Source organism: Ensifer sp. CCNWLY38, from assembly GCF_037120565.1.
Taxonomy (GTDB): domain Bacteria; phylum Pseudomonadota; class Alphaproteobacteria; order Rhizobiales; family Rhizobiaceae; genus Ensifer; species Ensifer adhaerens_H.
The window spans coordinates 80,087-100,254 of record NZ_JBBBBO010000007.1; the positions used below are offsets into that span (position 1 = coordinate 80,087).

Sequence of the window (20,168 nt, forward strand, 5' to 3'; positions counted from 1 at the left end):
ATGCGTCTTCGATATGTCCCGTGATTGGGTCGGCAAAGCGGCAGATCACACCGCCGCTTGCAGTGCCGGCGTCAATCGATGTTGAAGACCAGCGGCTTTGCCTGGCGGATTGCCTTGTTGGCACGCAGCTTGTCAAGCACGACCTCCGAAACGGCACCGTCGACATAAAGCAGCGCAATCGCGTCGCCGCCTTCCTTCTCGCGGCCGAGCTGGAAGTTGGCGATGTTGACGCCGGCGTCGCCGAGCGTCATGCCGATGAAGCCGATCATGCCGGGAACGTCGGTGTTGGTGATGTAGACCATGTGGCTGCCGACATCCGCATCGAGGTTGATGCCCTTGATCTGGATGAAGCGCGGCTTGCCATCGGAGAAGACCGTGCCGGCGACCGAGCGCGTCTGGTTGGCCGTCTTTACCGTCAGCTTGATGTAGCCGTCGAAGACACCGGTCTTGTCGCGCTTGACCTCGGACAGGATGATGCCCTTTTCCTTGATCATGACCGGCGCCGAAACCATGTTGACGTCGGCGACCTGCGGCCGGATCAGGCCGGCAAGCACGGCGCTTGTCAGCGCCTTGGTGTTCATGCCGGCAGTCGAGCCGTCATAGAGGATCTCGATTTCCTTGATCGCGCTTTCGGTCACCTGGCCGACGAAGGCACCGAGAACGTCGGCAAGCCGGATGAACGGCTTCAGGATCGGCGCTTCCTCAGCAGTGATCGACGGCATGTTGATGGCGTTGGAGACGGCACCCTTGACGAGATAGTCCGACATCTGCTCGGCCACCTGCAGAGCGACGTTTTCCTGGGCTTCGGTGGTCGAAGCGCCGAGATGCGGCGTGCAGACGACATTCGGCAGCCCGAAGAGCGGGCTTTCCGTTGCGGGTTCGACTTCGAAGACGTCGAAGCCGGCGCCGGCGACATGGCCAGACTTGATCGCTTCGGCAAGCGCCTTCTCGTCGACCAGACCACCGCGGGCGCAGTTGACGATGCGCACGCCCGGCTTGGTCTTGGCAAGCGCTTCGGCGCTGAGGATGTTGCGGGTCTTGTCGGTCAGCGGCACGTGCAGGGTGATGAAGTCGGCGTGGGCGAGCAGCTCGTCGAGCTCGACCTTGGTCACGCCCATCTCCTCGGCGCGCTCCTTCGAGAGGAACGGGTCATAGGCAAGCACGTGCATCTTCAGGCCGATGGCGCGCGAGCAGACGATCGAACCGATATTGCCGGCACCGATGACGCCGAGCATCTTGCCGGTGATTTCGACGCCCATGAAGCGGGACTTTTCCCACTTGCCGGCCTGCGTCGAGTTATCGGCGGCCGGAAGCTGGCGGGCAACGGCAAAGAGCAGCGCGATCGCGTGTTCGGCGGTCGTGATCGAGTTGCCGAAGGGCGTGTTCATCACGATGATACCACGGCGCGAGGCGGCCGGGATATCGACATTGTCGACGCCGATGCCGGCGCGGCCGATGACCTTGAGATTGGTCGCAGCCGCGATCAGCTTTTCCGTCGCCTTGGTGGCCGAGCGGATGGCAAGGCCGTCATAGTTGCCGATGATTTCGGCGAGCTTGTCCTTGTCCTTGCCGAGCTTCGGCTGGAAATCGACTTCGACGCCGCGATCGCGGAAGATCTGGACGGCGGTTTCCGACAGTTCGTCGGATACGAGAACGCGAGGTGCCATGAGAGGCCTCCTTAAAGATCAGGTCTGAATGGGAATGCGGTTAGCCAAGCCTCGCTCCCATGGGGAGCGAAGCGGATCACTCAAATCAGTGTGAGATGCGGGCGAAGTCCATTGTTCCTCACCCCTTGTCTGATCAGGCCGCGGCCTGCGCCAGCGTTGCCTTCTGGGTCTCGAAGGCCCAGGTCAGCCACGGCATCAACGCTTTCATGTCGGCGGTCTCGATGGTGGCACCGGCCCAGATACGAAGGCCCGACGGCGCATCGCGATAGTGGCCGATGTCGAAGGCGACGCCTTCCTTTTCGAGAAGCGCAACCACGCCCTTGGCGAAGGCGGCCTGTCCGTCGGCGTCGAGCGCCAGGACGTCCCTGTCGACGATCTTCAGGCAGACCGAGGTGTTGGAGCGGGTCTCGTCCTTGACCGCCAGGTTGGCGATCCAGTCATTGGCGGCGACGAAGTCGAAGATCGCTTGCGTGTTGGCATCGGCGCGAGCCATCAGGCCCTTGAGCCCACCGACCTGCTCAGCCCAGAGGAGCGCATCGATATAGTCCTCGACGCAGAGCATCGAGGGTGTGTTGATCGTCTCGCCGGTGAAGATGCCTTCGATCAGCTTGCCGCCCGAGGTCATGCGGAAGATCTTCGGCAGCGGCCAGGCCGGAACGTAGGTCAAGAGGCGTTCGACCGCACGCGGCGACAGGATGATGACGCCATGGGCGCCCTCACCGCCCAGAACCTTCTGCCAGGAGAAGGTGACGACATCGAGCTTGGCGAAATCGAGGTTCTGCGCAAAAGCGGCAGACGTCGCGTCGCAGATCGTCAGGCCCTTGCGGTCGGCCGGGATGAAGTCGGCGTTTTCGACGCGCACGCCCGAGGTCGTGCCGTTCCAGGTGAAGACGACGTCGCGATCGAAATCGATCTTCGAGAGATCAGGCAGCTCGCCGTAGCCGGCTTCGAGTTTGCGAACGTCGGCGAGCTTCAGCTGCTTGACCACGTCGGTCACCCAGCCGGCGCCAAAGCTTTCCCAGGCGACCATGTCGACGCCGCGCTGACCGAGCAGCGACCAGAGCGCCATTTCGACGGCGCCGGTATCGGAAGCGGGCACGATGCCGATGCGGTAATCGGCCGGCACTTCAAGAATGTCACGGGTAAGATCGATGGCCTGCTTCAGCTTCGTCTTGCCGATCTTGGCGCGGTGCGAACGACCGAGCGGAGCATCGGAGAGAGCGTCGAGCGACCAACCGGGGCGCTTCGAGCAAGGGCCAGAAGAGAAATGGGTATTCTTCGGACGGAGGTCCGGCTGTGCAGGCTTTGCCATGTGCTATCCTTCCAGATAGATAGCCCTTCGTTGGGGAAGGGTGTCCCGCCGTCGTCGATATTGTGGACGGGACCGGAAGTCAAGCGCTTTGTCGCAATCGAGAAAATTTATGGCGCCACGGGCAAGATCTGCAAAAGCAGAACGATGTGCGCCGACCGATTGTTGCCGGCCGGCACTTTCGTCCGGGCAATGGGCTGAGGCAATCGGCGGAAAGGTATGACCCGGCTGTCGCCGAAACTGTGGCGCTTCAGGCGTTAGAAGGAGAAGCGCAGGCCTGCGCGGATCTCGTGACGGGAAAGCCCGTCGTCGAACCCCTTGTCGCCGGCAGCCCCCACCAGCGCCTCGGCGCCGAAGCCGAACATCTCGCCATCGGCGATATGGGAATAACGATAGCCGACATCGAGCTTCAGCTGCTCGCTAAGATCATAGGAAACGCCCGCCATCAGCGCATACGTGAAACGCCAGCTGTCGCGCCCCTCATAGGAACTCGAGGTGGGCGAACCGCCACATGCACCGCCGCCGGCCACACAAGTGGCGCGTTCGATTGCCGTGTCCCAGTTGAGACGCGTCGCGCCGATGCCGCCGCCGACATAGGGCGTGAAACCGGCGAGTGTGCCGAAATCCACATAGGCGTTCGCCATCAATCCAAGGGCGGAATAGTCGGCCCCGGTCGAGAAAGCGCAGGACGTGCCCGCTCCCTGCCCGGCGCAAGGACCGGCAGACGAAGACGAACCGCTGAACCGACCCTCGAAATAGTCGGCCGTCAGATCGGCGCGGAATGTATCGGTAAACTGGTAACCGACGCCGAGCGAACCGGAGAATGGCTTGTCAAAGCGGGCATTGTCGAAGGGGACGCTGTCATAGGTCAGCGTTCCCGCATCAAAGGTCCGGTAGTAGGGATCGCCTTCGCCGCGCCAGGGCGCATAGCCGATATCGCCACGCAGGTAGATCGCGCTTGTGCCGACAGTTTCTTTCTCGATGGTGATCTCCGGGGCATTCAGGAGATCCTCGTCAGCCGCCAGCGCGGCGCCGGAGAGGAGCAGGCCGGCACCAAAAGCGGCTCCGCAGAACCCGTTTCGCCAATCCATGCCATGCCCTTTCACCGCTGCTATCCGTGCGGGATGGAGCCATGCCGTCACCGCTTCGTTCAGCGTTAACTATTGCAGCGACCGGTTAACCCGCGGTTAACCATGCCTGTTAGGAAACGGGCAAAGATTGGTGGCAACGAAAAAGGCCACCCGAAGGTGGCCTTGGTACGTCGCGGATACTTTTCGATTACTTGTAGACGATCGGCGGCGGCTCGTAAGGCACTTCGCAGGTATTGCCGAAGGAGTAGCGCAGACCGGCGCGCGCCTCGTGGATGTAGAAGCCATCATCGAAGCCCGGACCGCCACCGTTGGCGTAGCCGAACATGTCGCCATCATCGACCTGGCGGAAGCGATAGCCGATGTCGGCCTTCAGGTTGCAGGTCAGGTCGATCGCCGTGCCGGCCATCAGGGCGTAGGTGAAGCGCCAGCTGTCTTCGCCGCCATGATTGGTCGTCGGGTCGCATCTGGTGGGGTCGCCATCTACGCAGCTCGTATTGCGCAGTCCGTCCCAGCTCACACGCGTCGCACCGACACCGGCGCCGACGTAAGGGGTGAACGCGCCGTACGTGCCGATGTCCACATAGGCGTTGGCCATGAGGCTCCAGGCGGAAACCGAGCTTATGTCTCGCGAAACGCAAGGCTCGCCCGGGAAGAGCCCGCAACCGCCGCTGGTCGAGCCGGCAAAGTCGCCGTTGCCCCAGTAGTCGGCCGTGATGTCGGCACGCAGGTAGTTGTTGAACTGGTAACCGACACCGCCGCCGATGACCCAGGAATCATCGATATCGGCCGAATCGAAGTCCGCGATCGAGCCGCTTGGCCCCCCCTGGTAGAAATTTGCGCCGCGCAGATGGTTCCAGGCGTAACCGACGTCGCCGCGCAGGTACCAGCCGCTGGTCTGGATGACCTCGACGGGCTGCTCCGGCACCGGCTCCATAGGCGGTTGGTAGACATCCGCAGCAAAAGCTGCCGTGCCGCTGAGCAACACAGCAACAACGCCACTCAAAATTCTCTTCATGGCCCACTCCAATACATTCCGTTGCTTGGTTCACCATGAAACCGGTGCCCAAATCCCGATGTTGGTTATGGATAATGAGGAGGAAAGGTTAAGTTCCGATTAACTACAAACGTTTACCGCGATTGTTAAGAAAGCAGCCTATTCTTGCGGTTGCTGTGCCGCTTTACTGTCAGCCTACTGTTCCCATAAGGTGCAGCTAAATAATCGTCAGGACAACGCGCTCTCAAAGCCAGCAACGCTTTCAGATCGGAATTCCAATGATGGAACGATCTCGCCCCGGGCACCGCTTTCAAGCCACGGCAGGACAAAAAAAGAGGCCGATGCGTCGCACCGGCCCTGGAGGGAAATCAGTCGCTGAATGTCTCAGGCGGCGTTGCGAACGCTGCCGATGACGTTGACCAGTTCATCGACGATGCGCTCGACCTGGCCGCGATCGTCGCCTTCCGCCATCACGCGAATGAGCGGCTCGGTGCCGGAGGGCCGGATCAGCAGGCGGCCGGACTTGGCGAGCTCTGCTTCGGCATCAGCGATCGCCTGGCGCACAGCGGCATCTTCGAGCGGCTTGCCGGCGGAAACACGAACGTTCTTCAGCACCTGCGGCACCGGCTCGAAGCGGTGGCACACCTCGCTCACCGCCTTGCCCTGACGCTTGATCACCGCGAGGATCTGCAGAGCAGCGACAAGGCCATCACCCGTCGTGCCGAAATCGGAGAGCACAATGTGGCCGGACTGTTCGCCGCCAACGTTCAGTCCGTCCTGGCGCATCTGCTCGACGACATAACGGTCGCCGACCTTCGTGCGCCGCAGATCGATACCGCGTCCCTTGAGATAACGCTCGAGACCGAGATTGGACATGACGGTTGCCGCGATCGCGCCGCCGCGCAGCATGCCGTCTTCCGCCCAGCTGTCGGCAATCACCGCCATCAGCTGGTCGCCGTCAATTACCGTGCCGTTCTCGTCGACGATCAGCACACGGTCGGCATCGCCATCAAGCGCGATGCCGATGTCGGCCCGCACTTCGTGGACCTTTTTCGACAGCGTGGCGGGATGGGTGGAGCCGCAATCGAGATTAATGTTGAGACCGTTCGGTTCGGTGCCGATGGTGACGACTTCCGCGCCGAGCTCCCAAAGCGCCGTCGGCGCCACCTTGTAGGCCGCACCATTGGCGCAGTCGACGGCGATCCTCAGGCCCTGCAGCGTGACGTCGCGTGGCAGCGTGCGCTTGGCGTGTTCCAGATAGCGATAGATGTCACCATCGACGCGCTTCGCGCGACCGATGTCTTCCGACTTCGCCAGCTGCCCCGAGAGGTCCTGGTCGAGCAGCGCTTCGATCTTCGCTTCGATATCGTCGGAAAGCTTGTAGCCGTCTGGGCCGAAAAGCTTGATGCCGTTGTCCTGGAAGGGATTGTGCGAGGCGGAGATCATCACGCCGATATCAGCGCGAAGCGAGCGGGTAAGCATGGCGACGCCGGGGGTCGGGATCGGCCCGAGCAGGAAGACGTCAAGACCGGCGGCCGTAAAGCCCGCCACCATGGCGTTCTCGAGCATATAGCCCGAAAGCCGCGTATCCTTGCCGATCACCACGCGGTGGCGGTGAGCGCCGTTGCGAAAGATCGTACCAACTGCAATGCCGACCCGCATCGCCAGATCCGGTGTCATCGGAAACAAGTTGGACTGGCCGCGGATACCGTCGGTGCCGAAATACTTTCGCTTCATAAGAACTCCATCGTTCTGCCGGGTCAGGGCTGGCTTGGCCACCTCCGCCTGTCTGCGTTTTCCGCGACTGGGTTTCATTGACCGGACCTCATTCATACTTCTTGGATGCCGTCTGCTTGGCGATCAGCATTCCGTTCAAGGACAGCCATCGCAAACACGTCATGTCTTCTTTGACACAAAAGCGAAGCAAACGGCAGCGAGCCTAACATCAGAAATCGTTACATCCCGTTACCAAATGCCAGAGGCCGCATGGCAACGAAAAGCCGCCGCTCCACTTGAGGAGCGGCGGCTCGGATATACTGCCAACCGTGGCAATTATTGCGGCTGCGGCTCGAACCCACCTTCGGATTCTTCGCCCTTGCCCGCCGGACCTTCCTTCTTGGAACCGGCCGAAGGAACGGCCGAGCCGCGATGCGGCGGCGTGTCGTCGCCAAGGTCGCGCGCCGGCTTTTCGCCGCGGATCAGCGCCTTGATCTCTTCGCCCGTCAAGGTTTCGTATTCCAGCAGCCCTTCCGCCAGCGCCACGAATTCGTGGTTCTTCTCGGTGAGGATCTTGCGGGCGGTCTCGTAGGCCTCATCGATCAGACGACGGATTTCGTTGTCAATCTTCTGAGCCGTCGCTTCAGAAACGTTCTTCTGCTGCGCAACGGAGTGGCCAAGGAAGACTTCCTGCTGGTTCTCACCATAGGAAACCTGGCCGAGCTGGTCGGAGAAGCCCCACTGCGTCACCATCGCACGGGCAAGCTTCGTTGCCTGCTCGATGTCGGACGATGCGCCGGACGTGATGTTCTCCTTGCCGAAGGTGATTTCCTCAGCGACGCGTCCGCCCATCATGATGGCAAGGCGCGAGACCATCCACTTGTAGCTCATCGAATAGCGGTCGCCTTCCGGCAGCTGCATGACCATGCCAAGCGCCCGTCCACGCGGAATGATCGTCGCCTTGTGCAGCGGATCGGCCGAGGGAACGTTGAGCGCCAGGATCGCGTGACCGGCCTCGTGATAGGCGGTCAGCTTCTTTTCGGCCTCGGTCATCGCCGACGAGCGACGTTCGGCGCCCATCATGATCTTGTCCTTGGCATCCTCGAATTCTTGCATGGTGACAAGACGCTTGTTGCGGCGGGCGGCCATCAGCGCTGACTCGTTGACGAGGTTCATAAGGTCAGCACCGGAGAAACCGGGCGTACCACGTGCGAGCACCTTGAGGTCGACGTTCGGCGCCAGCGGCACGTTGCGCACATGCACCTTGAGGATGCGCTCGCGGCCGTTGATATCCGGGTTCGGCACGACGACCTGGCGGTCGAAGCGGCCCGGACGCAGCAATGCCGGATCGAGAACATCAGGACGGTTGGTCGCCGCGATCAGGATGATGCCTTCATTGGCCTCGAAGCCGTCCATCTCGACCAGCAACTGGTTGAGCGTCTGTTCGCGCTCGTCATTGCCGCCGCCGAGACCTGCGCCACGATGGCGACCGACAGCGTCGATTTCGTCGATGAAGATGATGCAGGGCGCATTCTTCTTTGCCTGTTCGAACATGTCACGCACACGGCTGGCGCCAACGCCGACGAACATTTCGACGAAGTCGGAACCGGAGATCGTGAAGAACGGCACGTTGGCTTCGCCTGCAACGGAGCGTGCAAGCAGCGTCTTACCGGTACCGGGAGGGCCGACGAGCAGCACGCCGCGCGGAATGCGTCCGCCAAGGCGCTGGAACTTCTGCGGGTCACGCAGGAATTCGACGATTTCTTCGAGGTCCTGCTTGGCTTCGTCGACGCCGGCGACGTCGTCAAAGGTGACGCGGCCATGCGCTTCGGTCAGAAGCTTGGCCTTGGACTTGCCAAAGCCCATGGCTCCGCGCGAGCCACCCTGCATCTGGCGCATGAAGAACAGCCAGACGCCGAGGATCAGAAGCATCGGAAGAAGCGTGCCGATGTAGCTCAGGAAGCCGGACGAGCCGTCGGTTTCCGGGCGAACCGTGACCGTCACGTCCTTGGCTTCGAGGCGCTCGGTCAGCGCCGTATCGACTGAAGGCGCATAGGTCTGGAACGTTGCGCCGCTTTCGGAATAGCTGCCGATCACTTTCGAGCCGGTGATCACGACTTCCTTGACGCGGCTCGCATCCACGTCCTTGAGGAATTGCGAGAACGGAATCTCGCGCGAGCCGGTGCGCTCCGTCGGCTGCTGGAACATGCTGAACAACGCGATCAGCAGAAGCGCTATGATTGCCCAAAGGGCAAGATTACGAAAATTAGGGTTCATCGAACTCCCCGGAACCTGTCACGGCCCGCGCATTTCGCCGGGCCGCTGTCTTGCTCCCTAACATAGGGTTCTGGCGACGCATTGCCAAGGCAAACCGGCTTCTACCGTTCCATTTCTGTCAATAGATCGTGAACCGGTGGCGGAAGATAACGCTCTCGTCCGAACAATCCGGCGATCCTATCCGCCATGATCCTGTCGAAACCCGGCAAAAAGGTGTCGTAGAGGCCGATCCTCGGTTCGATCGTGGCAGATGCGACATTTTTGACGTCGTCGGACACGATGCGGGGCGCCGACAACGACACACGACCGGCAACGCCCGGTGGCAGGCCTGCGGCAATAAGTCTCTGCTGTTGTGGTCCGAGACCGCCTTCCACCATCAGCGCAAGAGGACCGTCGCCACCATTGCGGATCAGAAAGCGGTCATCCCAGACGCCGGCTTGCCCAGCCTGCAACGTCAGATCCTCGATACCGCGCGCCTCCCGATAGAGATAGAGCCCGGTCGAGCGCCGGTCGAAGACGACGCGTCCCGCGGTCAGTCGCCCCGGTGTCCCCTGCTCCAGGAAAGTTACCAGCCGTTCCACCGTCTCGGCCGCAGGCAGATGTGCACGGCCGCCGAGGACGGTCGCCAGCGCAAGCAGCGCCCGTTGCCAATCGATATCGCGGCATTGGCCGGCCATCGACGAAGGGATTTCCGCAACCAACCCCGCATGCACCCGCACGTGCCGTTCGAGCAGGGCGGCGGCCGCTGCCGACGATCGGGCCCGAGACCGGGCATCCCAGGCACCGGCACCGGTCTCCGGCAAAGATGCCAACGAGGCTCGCGCGCGAACCCGCTCGAAGCGAGTGTTCGCGTTGCTCGGATCATCGAACCAGCCGATTTTGCGGTCGGTGAGAAAGGCGCGAACGGCTGCGCGGTCGACCGTGAGGAACGGTCGCAACACCCAGATGCGCCGGTCATAGAGCGTGGCCTCCGCCATGCCCGCGGCACCGGGTCCCGCCCCGCGCTGCGCGCGCATCAGGATCGTCTCTCGCTGGTCGTCGAGCGTGTGACCGGTGACGATTGAGGACGCTTCGCAACGTTGCGCAGCATCGGCCAGCAAAGCGTAGCGCGACTCGCGCGCCGCTGCCTGAATGCCGGTCTTGGGCTTCGGCCCGTCCCATCGGGTAATGATATGCGGTACGCCCAGGCTCTCGCAGAACGCTGCAACACCGCGCGCCTCTTCGGCCGATTCCGGCCTCAGCGCATGATCGACCGTGCAGGCGACCAGGGAAAACTGTGTGGGCTTGGTTGCCTCGATCGCCTCGTTGAGGGCGAGAAGCAGTCCTTTCGAGTCGCTCCCGCCGGAGACGGCCACGAGGATACGTGCTGGTCTATCGAAGGAGGCAAGAAATCGTTTTGCCGTTTCGACAACGGCCATTGGCGGGTGGGCCTCAGCAGCCAAAACGGCTCTGCTCGCTCGTCACCTTTGCCTTTACCGCCGGCGAAGCCTTCGGGTAACGCTTGTTGACCTCGCGCAGCGTCGCGCAGGCAGTTTCCTTGTTGTCGAGCGCACCGAGCGACATGCCGAGCTTCAGCAGCATCTCCGGCGCCTTCGGCGACTTTCCGTGGGCCTGGTGCGCGTTCAGGAAGGTCTTGGCCGCGTCGCTGTACTTGCCCTGCGAGTATTGCGCCTCGCCCAGCCAGAAGCTGGCATCTGCCGCCTTGTCGCCCTGCGGGAACGCGGCCAGATAGTCGCCGAATTCCTGTTCCGCCGTGCTGTAGTCGCCGGAGAGAACGTGGCCATAGGCCGACTGGTATAGATCGCCGGGGTTGTCGAGCGAGGCGGTCTGCTGATTGCCCGGATTAGCGTTCAGGCCACCATCATCGGCGGGCAGACCCGCACCGGCTTCGACACCCGGAGGCGTCGCGTTCGCGCCAGGTTGAGCATCGGTCGTCGCAGAGACCGGATTGCCGCTCTGGTCGAAGACGATCTGGCCAAGCGTGGTCGGTGCAGCCGCGCCATTGGAGCCCTGGCTACCGGCCGAAGGAAGACCGGAGGCAGCCATGTCGCTGCCGTCGCCTGCCGGTGCCATCGTCTGGCTATCCGTCACCCCGGGGGTGACGGACGCCTGATCGCTGGTCTTCGGCGTCTGCAACGCGCCGCTCTTCTTCGGGGAGGCCTTGCCGCTTTCCAGGTCCTGGAAGCGGAACTCGTTGTCCTCCTGGAACTTCCGGATCTGCTCCTGCATCTGCAGCAACTGGAAGCTCATTTCCTCGATACGCCCGTTGAGCGAGCGGATCTGTTCCTCAAGCTGGCCAATCCGTGCGGTCTCGGCTGACTGCACCTTCACCACGGGCAGGTTATGCGCGCCGGCTTGAGTTTCAGTCGTTCGGGCCAGCAGCCCTGAAAGCGGCATGGCGTTCGCCGTCTGGCCCAGGCCCGCAAGGGCCGCAAGACCGATCAGCCCCGCCACGACAAATTTCTTCATTTCATTTGTCCTGTTCGAATACCGGTTGTCACACCCTTGACCAGGGGCCCGCAATACATCTCGCCGAGTCAACTGGGTGATTGCCGCACAGTTTTCCAATTGCCCTGAAAAAGCAACGGAGTTCGGCCAAAGTGTGGTAAAAAAGCAAAGGGCGGCTGAGAGCCGCCCTTTTAATTTAGAAGTCTGTGATCTTAGGAACACGGTGCGTTCCCCCGAACACGTCATGCTACCCGATCGAGCCAGGCTCGGCCGAGAGATTACATGCCAGCGCCACCGAGGACGGTAACCGCGCGGCGGTTCTGCGACCAGCACGAGATGTCGTCGCAGACGGCAACCGGCTTTTCCTTGCCGTAGGAGATCGTCTTCATGCGGTTTGCCGGAACGCCCTGGCTGACGAGGTAGTCGCGGGTGGAGGCCGCACGGCGGGCGCCGAGCGCAAGGTTGTATTCGCGCGTGCCGCGTTCGTCGGCATGGCCTTCGATCGTGATTGCGTAGTTCGGGTACTTGGCGAGCCACTGAGCCTGGCGGGCGAGCGTCTGCTGCGCGTCGGCACGGATCGAGGTGGAGTCGGTGTCGAAGAAGATGCGGTCGCCGACGTTGACGGTGAAGTCCTGCTGCGAACCCGGCGTTGCGGCGCCCGCGCCGCCGAGGCCGAGCTCGTTGGCATTGTTCGGCATGTTCTTCTTCGATGCACAGCCAGCGATGGCAAGCGTCATGACCAGGGCGATCATGAGCGGGTTGCGAGCGATGGTCTGCATGCGGCCTACGGCCGGGGTGTCAATTCGGCTCATGCGCCGGTCTCCTTGGGAAGTGTCTGAATTCACGGTTGCCAGACTGTAACCGGAAGCGGTTAATCGCTTTTCAACAGTTATGGTTAACAAATCGATAATTTTAGCTCGGAGCCTGCTAGACCAGCACTTTGCGGCGAGAAAGCGGCATCGCTGCCACATTTTCCCGCCGCAAATCGGGTCAGGCGAGAGCGGGATGAGGAAAACTGTGTGCGGTTTTCCGCCCGCATCCCGCTCCTCATCGTGATCTACTCGAGCAGCGGCGACCAGGCCGGGTCGGATGCGAAGCTCTTCGTCGGGATGGCCTGCTCGTTGTAACCGGAGATATCGATCGAATAGAGCTGCGGTCCGCCGGCACCGGCGTTCTGGCGGAAGAACATCAGCACGCGGCCGTTCGGCGCCCAGGTCGGGCCCTCGTTGTGGAAGCCTGTGGTCAGGATGCGTTCGCCCGAACCGTCGGTCTTCATTACGCCGATCGAGAACTTACCGCCCGATTGCTTGGTGAAGGCGATGAGGTCGCCGCGCGGAGACCAGACGGGCGTCGAATAGCGACCGTCTCCGAAGGAGATGCGACGCTGGCCGGAGCCGTCGGCACCCATGACGTAAATCTGCTGGCCGCCGCCACGGTCGCTTTCAAAGGCGATCTGGCTGCCGTCAGGCGAATAGGACGGTGCCGTGTCGATCGCGGCCGTGTTGGTGAGGCGTGTCGTCGTGCGCGAGCGCAGGTCCATCGTATAGATGTTGGCGTTACCGTCCTGCTGCAGGCTCATGATCACGCGCTGGCCATCAGGCGAGAAGCGCGGCGAAAACGTCATGCCGGGGAAGTTGCCGACGACTTCGCGCTGTCCGGTTTCGAGTTGCAGCAGGTAGACGCGCGGCTGCTGGTTTTCGAACGACATGTAGGTGACTTCCTGGCGGTTCGGCGAGAAGCGCGGCGTGAGCACGATGTCGTTGGAATTGGTGAGCGCACGGGCGTTGAAGCCGTCCTGGTCCATGATCGCCAGCTGACGCTTGCGCGCCGTCTTCGGGCCGCTTTCGGCGACATAGACGATGCGCGTGTCGAAATAGCCCTTTTCACCGGTGACGCTCTCATAGATGGCGTCGGCGATGATGTGGGCGACGCGGCGCCAGTTTTCCGGCTGGGTGAAGAACTGCTGGCCGGTCATCTGCTTGCTACCGAACGTATCCCACAGGCGGAACTCGGCCTTCAGCCTGCCGTCGCCTTCCTGCGTCACGCGGCCGGTGACAATCGCCTGGGCGTTGATGACCTTCCAGTCCTCGAAGCGCGGCGTCGCATCCGGATTGTTGATCTTCTCGATGAAGGCGCCCTTGTTGATCGGTGCGAACAGGCCGGACCGCTTGAGGTCTGCTGCGACCACGTCCGAGATCTTCTGACCGAGCTCGCCCTGAAGGAAGTCAGTGACAGCGATCGGCAATGGCTCGACCTTGCCCTTGTTGATGTCGATGACGACTTCCGCGTTTGCGGGCGCTGCCGCCACGACGGCGACCAACATGCCCGCGGCCACCATCAGGGCACGGAAAAGAGAGACCTTGATCATAGAGACAAGCCTTTCAGCTTAGTACGAAGGGTTTGCAGGGTTGGTTTGCTATCCGGCATGGGTTCCAATCCCGGCAGCTCTAGAGTGCGAATTCCGAGGGATCGAAGTTCAGCACGAGGGTATTCCATCCTTTTTCGCCATCATATTTTTCAGGCGGCAGGTTCTGTAGCGGAGCTGAGCGACGGAGCGCGCGCAACGTGCTGTTTTCAACAGCGCGGCGCGTACCTTCGGGACCGCCGGTTGCGGTGACCTCAGGCTCGCCGACGATGTTGCCGGCCGGATCGAGCTGCACGCGGATCGTGACGCGAACCTCCGCGACGCCAGTCAAACCGGCGGTCAGCGCCCATTTGCTCTGGATCTGGCCCTTGACGCCGTCGATCTCGTTGGCGCTCAAGCCGACGCCGACGGTCTTCTTGCCACCGAGAGCCGCCTCTTGCGTCGAACGCTTGGCGCCACCGGGGGACGGATCCTGCCGGTTGAGAAGGGCCGCAATCTCGTCGGCGTTGAACTTACTTTCCTCGGTGGAGGCTGCCTTCTTCTGTTCCTTCGGCGTTGCCTCGTTCTTGCGCTCAGGCGTCTTGGCGCTCTGGGCCGGCTTTTCGACCTTGGGCTTTGCGGCCGGCGTCGGCACCTTTTCGGGCAACGCTTCGGCTTCCGGGTTCTCCGCCGGCTTTTCTTCGGCTGGCGCCGGTTCCGGCTTGGTTTCCGGTTTCACTTCCTGCTTCGGTTCCGGCAATGCCGCAACTTCGGTCGCAGGCTCAGAGGCGGGCTTCGTCTCCTCGACCTTCTTGATTTCCTGTTCGACCGGATCGGGCGTCGGCTCGGGCTTTTCGTTCTTTTCAGGCGACGCCGTGGCTTCGCTCTTCGACGGCTTGGCGTTCGGGGTCGGCGGCGTCTTCAGGTCGGTATCGTTATCGCCGACGTTTTCGGCCGGCTGGTTCGTCTCCGGACGCTTGGTCGGAACCGGAGACGAGGTCTCCTTTTTCGGCGCCTTCTTGTCGCCCTGCTGAACCTGCGTCATTTCCGAGTAGGGAACGATGTCGACAGGCAGAGCCTCGACGTCGGCGACCTGAAAGTCAGCCGGGCTGCCGAGCGACACCAGCGCCCAGGTCAGAACCAGGGCGTGGAGGACAGCAGATGTAGCGAGACTGCCCTTCATCGTGGACGATCACTTTTCCTGTTCTTGCAGCGTGACGAGGCCGAGGTTCTTGAAACCGGCGGCCGAGATGCGCGCCATGACCTTCATGACCGTGCCGTAGTCGGCATTGGTGTCGCCACGAACATAGATGCGCTCGTTATAACCGGTGGTGGCAATCGCCTCGAGCTTCGGCACGACCTCTTCGATCGCGATCGGCGTTTCCTGCAGGAAGATCTCGCCGGCCGGATTGACCGAAACGGTGATCGGCTGCGTATCGGAATTGAGCGCCTTGGCCTGCGTTTCCGGCAGGTCGATCGGCACGCCGACCGTCATCATCGGTGCTGCCACCATGAAGATGATGAGCAGCACCAGCATCACGTCCACGAAGGGCGTGACGTTGATTTCGCTCATGATCGCTTTCTTGCCGCCGCGACGACGACGACCGCCGCCCGAACCCTTGGCTCCGCCAACCGACATACCCATCAGCGTGGTCTCCGTATTCTCTGGCGATTATTGCGCGGCCTGACGCGGGCTCTGCAGCTTCTCGTCGATCTGCCGCGACAGGATGGCCGAGAACTCGTCGGCGAAGGCTTCCATGCGGGCCGACAGCTTGCCGGCGTCGGCCGAAAACTTGTTGTAGGCGATAACTGCCGGGATAGCCGCGAGAAGGCCAATCGCCGTGGCGAGCAGCGCTTCTGCAATACCGGGCGCTACGACCGCAAGGTTGGTCGACTTCGAACCGGCGATCGCCTGGAACGAGGTCATGATACCGACGACCGTACCGAAGAGGCCGATAAAGGGCGCGGCCGAACCGATGGTCGCGAGCGAACCGAGGCGGGCTTCAAGCGATTCCGATTCCCGTGAAAGCGTCACGTCCATGGCGCGGTCGATCCGCATCTGCAGACCGATCGGCGAGCGGGCGCCGCGCTCGAAGCTCTTCTTCCATTCGCGCATGGCGGAAACGAAGATCGCCCCCATGCCGGCGGTCTGCCGGTCGGCGAGCGTCCGGTAAAGCTCTTCCAGCGACTGTCCGGACCAGAACACCTGCTCGAAACTGTCGAGCTGACGGCGCACACGGCCGTAGTTCAGCGTCTTGTCGACGACGATCGCCCAGGTCCAGACCGAGGCGGCAATCAGCCCCAGCATGACCAGCTTCACGACAAAGCCCGCCTGCATGAACAGCGACCAGAGGGTCACATCGTGCGTCGCAGCGGCCAATCCAACCTGTTCCATCGTCTTCAGTCCCCGAATCCAAACACCCGGCAAGAGCGGTTCATGCTCGTGACCGGGTAGCCCAAACGTCCTGTTTGCAAGAATGCCCGGCACTGCCGCAGATCGCACCATCGCGACCTTTATTAGCTTTAGGTTGCCTTCTTGCCGTCAATTTTGGTCAAAGGATGACGTGCACTGCACAAATCCTGATGCAGTGATTAAGACACCATTATGGTTAAGCAACCGTTACCGAACTGTGTCTTTGCAGTATCACCTGGCCGCAGGAACTTACGTTCGCCGGGCACGTTTCTTCGCCATGGCTCAGCAGACGACACGACAGCGCGACAAACGGCCCTCCTCACCGCATTTTGATCCACGGGACCGGCTGATCCTGGCGCTTTACGCCCAACTCAAAGCCGAGCGCGAAACCCGCGCGGCGTTGGAGGACGCGCTTGCCCACGGCGTCCTGTCGTCCGATGTCCTTCAAGCAATCATCTCCGATCCAGTTCCAGTCGTCACAAGCGAGGAGATCGCCCACATCGAACGGGCCCTCGCCCACGAGACCCGACCGGCTGAATCCCCCGATGGGACGCCAACCCTCCGACGATTGAGTGGAGGCGGGTAATGGCTGCACGCCGTGATCCGCTCGCCGAATACAACAAGCGCCGCGATTTCAGCGAGACCCGCGAGCCGAAAGGCGGCCTCAGTCGCAGCCGGTCGAACCGCAAGCGCTTCCTGGTGCAGAAACATAACGCCACGCGCCTGCATTACGATTTCCGACTGGAATGGGACGGCGTGCTGAAAAGCTGGGCCGTCACCCGCGGGCCCAGCCTCAACCCGCAGGACAAACGTCTCGCCGTTCGCACCGAAGACCATCCGCTTGCCTACGGCGACTTCGAAGGAACGATCCCCGAGAAGCAATATGGCGGCGGCACCGTCATGTTGTGGGACACCGGCTGGTGGGAGCCGGAAAACGATCCGGATGAAGGATTGCGCGAAGGCAAGCTGACGTTTCATCTGCACGGTGAGCGCCTGCAAGGTGGCTGGGCGCTGGTCCGCATGCGGCCACGCCCAGGCGAGAAGCGCGAAAACTGGCTGCTCATCAAGGAGGGTGACGACATCGCCACCGAAGATGGCGAAATTCTCTTGGAGGATCATCAGACGAGCGTCACCACCGGCCGGACCATGGACGAGATCGCCGCCGGTAAGGGCGAACGGAGGAAACATGTTCGGGCTTCCAACAGGAGCACATCAGAGAACCTCAGGGCCGGCGCAGTCGATCCGCCGTCGACGAAACAGAGCAAATCGCCCACACTCTCGACCAGGACGATTTCCGAGGGGCAACGGAAGCGCAAGGAGGCAAGTGCCGTGACACCCGAAACGCCGAAACCGGCAACGAAGTCCGGGGGCAAATCCCAGGTGAAAGCCGCGAAGGCGTCGAGCACGAAAGGTAACTCGAGCGCAACAGAGGAAGCGGTCCTCGGCGTGCGGATCACTCATCCGGAGCGGATTCTGTTCGAAGGTCAGAGCATCAGCAAACTCGATCTCGCCCGCTACTATGCCATCGTCGCGGATCGGATGTTGCCCTACGCCGCCGAGCATCTGCTGTCGCTTGTCCGCGCCCCGCAAGGCGTCAAGGGACCGCGCTTTTACCAGAAGCATGCGAGTGAAGGCTTCCCGGACGAGATCAAGGAAGTTCCCGTCACGGAGAGCTCCGGCGAGACCGAGAACTACATGTATGTGCGCGACGCCAAAGGACTGGTCGCCGCCGTGCAGATGGGCACGCTGGAGTTCCACATCTGGGGCTCGCGCTTCGACAAGCTCGAGACGCCCGACCGACTGGTTTTCGACCTCGATCCCGATGAAGGCCTCGACTTCGCGGTCGTCAAGGCGGCGGCCATGGCTCTGCGCGACGCGCTCGACGAGATCGGGCTGACGTCGTTGCCGATGGTCACCGGCGGCAAAGGCGTCCATGTCATCGTGCCATTGGTAGCGCGGGCCACCTGGCCGGAAGCCAAGGCCTTCGCCAAGACCTTTGCCCAGGGTTTTGCCGAGCGCGAACCGGACAATTTCGTCGCCACCATGTCGAAGGAGAAGCGCAAGGGCCGCATCTTCATCGACTGGCTGAGGAACGAGCGCGGCGCGACCGCGATCGCGCCCTATTCCACCCGGGCACGAGCCGGCGGGCCGGTCGCCACTCCGATTGGCTGGGACGAGCTCGCCGACCTTGAGGCGGCCAACAGCTTCCGCATCCCCGAGATTCTCGAACGCATCGAAAGCGGCAAGGATCCCTGGCGTGACGTCGCCGGTATCCGCCAGTCCCTGACCAGGAAGATCCTGGACAAGCTCGGCGTGAAGGAAACGGACTAGGCTGCCTCCACTCGGCGCAAGTCTTCTAGCCAGGCACGCACGGCTGATCCGATTTCGTCAGGATGATCATCCTGCAGGTAGTGCGCGCCCGCTCCGAGCTTTACCAAACGGCAGTCTATGAGCTCGGCGGCGTAGGCCTCTGCCTCCGCTGGCGAAATCAGTGCGCCGGGATCGCCCGAGAACATCAGCTTCGGATAATGCGAGGCGCGAAGGGCGGCATGGTCGGCCGTGCTGATCGAATAGAATTCGCTGGGCGCACCCTCGATCGGCAACTCACGCGGCAAGCGCAGCACAGGCCGCCGCGACGTCTCATCCGGAAATGGCGCGCGATAGGCGGCCATCTCGTCGTCGGTCAACTTGCGCAGGATCGCATTCGGCACCACCCGCTCGATGAAGACGTTTTCCTCCAGGATCAGCCGCTCGCCGACCCCGGGTGTGCGGAACGCCCTGAACAACTCGCGTGCCTGCGGCTTCTGATGAAAGACCTCGAATGTCTCCGCCGGCCGGATATATTCCATGAAGGCGAGCCCCAGCACCTTCTCCGGGTGAACTGCCGCAAAGTGGAAGGCAAGTGCTGTTCCCCAGTCCTGCGCAACCAGGAAGAGGGGACCGGGCGCGACCTTGTCGACGAAGGCTTCGAGATAGCGGAACTGGTCGAGGAAAGAGTACTCGATATCGGGCTTGGCCGAGTGGCCATAGCCGATCAGATCCGGCGCGACGCAACGCCCGACCGGCACTACATGCGGGATAATGTTGCGCCAAATGTAGGACGAGGTCGGGTTGCCGTGCAGGAACAGGACCGTCGGTCCCGAACCCATCTCGACATAGGCCATCGACGATCCGAGAACGTCAACGAATGACTTGCCCGCTGCGAATGCCTGTTCACGCATGCCTTCCTCCATCAAACACGGTTGAAAAAACGATCTTCCTGAATGTCGCGAGCGGCGCCGGGCTGCGGTCGACCTTCATGCGCAGCATCGCCCCCTGCCAGGCGCTGAGCAGGAAGTCGGCGAGCTCGGCCGCGGAGCCGATCGCGGCGATCTCGCCCTTTTCCAGCCCCTCGGCGATGCAGTCCTCGAATGGACCGCGCCAGGTTTCGAAGAGTTTCGACAAATGCACACGCAGCCTTTCGTTGTCGAACGAGGCTTCGAGGCTCAAGTTGCCGATCATGCAGCCGCGGCTGTAGTCGGCATCGGCAAGCTTGCCGGTGATGAGATCGATATAGCGCCGCAAGCGATCGACCGGCCGAACGCTTCTGTCACCGAGCGCTTCTTCGACGAGGCCCGAGACGTACGCGAAGTAGCGGTCGAGCACCTCGATGACGAAGTCTTCCTTCGAAGCGAAGTGATTGGTGAAGGACCCCGGGCGAGCACCAGCGGCCTCTACGATGTCGCGCACGCCGGTGCCGGCGTAGCCTGTGTTCCACACGAGCTGGTCGCCCGACTTCAGAAGATTTTCGCGTATCGATTTTCTGGACATAAAGAAATAATACGTACGTACGTATTATTGTCAATCGACAAAACCACAGGTGGCGACGGGCGGCGGCTACAAACGAGAAACGCCCCACGAAAGGGCGTT

General features: G+C 62.1%; 17 protein-coding genes. 2 read left to right on the forward strand and 15 right to left on the reverse strand.

Annotation, left to right across the window (positions count from 1 at the left end; genetic code table 11):
- Positions 1-71: 71 nt before the first annotated feature.
- The 13 genes from serA to tolQ form a co-directional block, all read right to left on the reverse strand.
- Complete coding sequence (gene serA / locus V7S54_RS16430) at positions 72-1,667, reverse strand: phosphoglycerate dehydrogenase (protein ID WP_065375289.1); 1,596 nt, start codon at positions 1,665-1,667, stop codon at positions 72-74.
- A 133-nt stretch (positions 1,668-1,800) separates the two neighbouring features.
- Positions 1,801-2,979 carry a phosphoserine transaminase gene (locus tag V7S54_RS16435; RefSeq protein WP_065375288.1) on the reverse strand — a complete coding sequence of 393 codons (1,179 nt, stop codon included), beginning with the start codon at positions 2,977-2,979 and terminating at the stop codon, positions 1,801-1,803.
- 254 nt (positions 2,980-3,233) lie between these two features.
- Positions 3,234-4,067: an outer membrane protein gene (locus V7S54_RS16440; protein WP_065375287.1), complete on the reverse strand. Its 834-nt coding sequence runs from the start codon at positions 4,065-4,067 to the stop codon at positions 3,234-3,236.
- A gap of 187 nt (positions 4,068-4,254) precedes the next feature.
- Positions 4,255-5,082 (reverse strand): outer membrane protein, encoded by an 828-nt coding sequence (locus tag V7S54_RS16445; protein ID WP_065375286.1) that lies wholly within the window; start codon positions 5,080-5,082, stop codon positions 4,255-4,257.
- Between the two features lie 363 nt (positions 5,083-5,445).
- Positions 5,446-6,798: a phosphoglucosamine mutase gene (gene glmM / locus V7S54_RS16450; protein ID WP_065375350.1), complete on the reverse strand. Its 1,353-nt coding sequence runs from the start codon at positions 6,796-6,798 to the stop codon at positions 5,446-5,448.
- Between the two features lie 315 nt (positions 6,799-7,113).
- Entirely contained in the window at positions 7,114-9,054 is a 1,941-nt protein-coding gene (ftsH, locus tag V7S54_RS16455) for an ATP-dependent zinc metalloprotease FtsH (RefSeq protein WP_065375285.1), read from the reverse strand.
- Positions 9,055-9,155: 101 nt separating this feature from the next.
- Positions 9,156-10,472 carry a tRNA lysidine(34) synthetase TilS gene (gene tilS / locus V7S54_RS16460; protein ID WP_065375284.1) on the reverse strand — a complete coding sequence of 439 codons (1,317 nt, stop codon included), beginning with the start codon at positions 10,470-10,472 and terminating at the stop codon, positions 9,156-9,158.
- 13 nt (positions 10,473-10,485) lie between these two features.
- Positions 10,486-11,523, reverse strand: a complete 1,038-nt coding sequence (ybgF, locus tag V7S54_RS16465) for a tol-pal system protein YbgF (RefSeq protein WP_065375283.1) — start codon at positions 11,521-11,523, stop codon at positions 10,486-10,488.
- Positions 11,524-11,780: 257 nt separating this feature from the next.
- Entirely contained in the window at positions 11,781-12,314 is a 534-nt protein-coding gene (pal, locus tag V7S54_RS16470; protein WP_065375282.1) for a peptidoglycan-associated lipoprotein Pal, read from the reverse strand.
- A gap of 245 nt (positions 12,315-12,559) precedes the next feature.
- A complete protein-coding gene (tolB, locus tag V7S54_RS16475; protein ID WP_065375281.1) occupies positions 12,560-13,870 on the reverse strand; it encodes a Tol-Pal system beta propeller repeat protein TolB in 1,311 nt (436 codons plus the stop codon).
- A gap of 79 nt (positions 13,871-13,949) precedes the next feature.
- The gene (locus tag V7S54_RS16480) at positions 13,950-15,029 is read right to left on the reverse strand and encodes a hypothetical protein (protein ID WP_065375280.1); all 1,080 of its coding nucleotides are present in this window, start codon (positions 15,027-15,029) and stop codon (positions 13,950-13,952) included.
- 9 nt (positions 15,030-15,038) lie between these two features.
- Complete coding sequence (tolR, locus tag V7S54_RS16485) at positions 15,039-15,491, reverse strand: protein TolR (protein ID WP_025424730.1); 453 nt, start codon at positions 15,489-15,491, stop codon at positions 15,039-15,041.
- Between the two features lie 27 nt (positions 15,492-15,518).
- Entirely contained in the window at positions 15,519-16,241 is a 723-nt protein-coding gene (tolQ, locus tag V7S54_RS16490; protein ID WP_057254694.1) for a protein TolQ, read from the reverse strand.
- Positions 16,242-16,536: 295 nt separating this feature from the next.
- On the opposite strand from tolQ, the gene V7S54_RS16495 reads away from it, so the two are divergent.
- Positions 16,537-16,845, forward strand: a complete 309-nt coding sequence (locus V7S54_RS16495) for a hypothetical protein (protein ID WP_057254693.1) — start codon at positions 16,537-16,539, stop codon at positions 16,843-16,845.
- Positions 16,845-18,590 carry a non-homologous end-joining DNA ligase gene (gene ligD, locus V7S54_RS16500; RefSeq protein WP_065375279.1) on the forward strand — a complete coding sequence of 582 codons (1,746 nt, stop codon included), beginning with the start codon at positions 16,845-16,847 and terminating at the stop codon, positions 18,588-18,590. Before V7S54_RS16495 ends, ligD begins: the two co-directional genes overlap by 1 nt.
- On the opposite strand, the gene V7S54_RS16505 is transcribed toward ligD, so the two are convergent.
- Positions 18,587-19,480, reverse strand: a complete 894-nt coding sequence (locus V7S54_RS16505) for a haloalkane dehalogenase (RefSeq protein ID WP_336408645.1) — start codon at positions 19,478-19,480, stop codon at positions 18,587-18,589. The two genes, ligD and V7S54_RS16505, sit on opposite strands and share 4 nt — an antisense overlap.
- A complete protein-coding gene (locus tag V7S54_RS16510) occupies positions 19,473-20,069 on the reverse strand; it encodes a TetR/AcrR family transcriptional regulator (RefSeq protein WP_065375278.1) in 597 nt (198 codons plus the stop codon). The genes V7S54_RS16505 and V7S54_RS16510 overlap by 8 nt, the downstream gene beginning before the upstream one ends.
- Positions 20,070-20,168 lie beyond the last annotated feature (99 nt).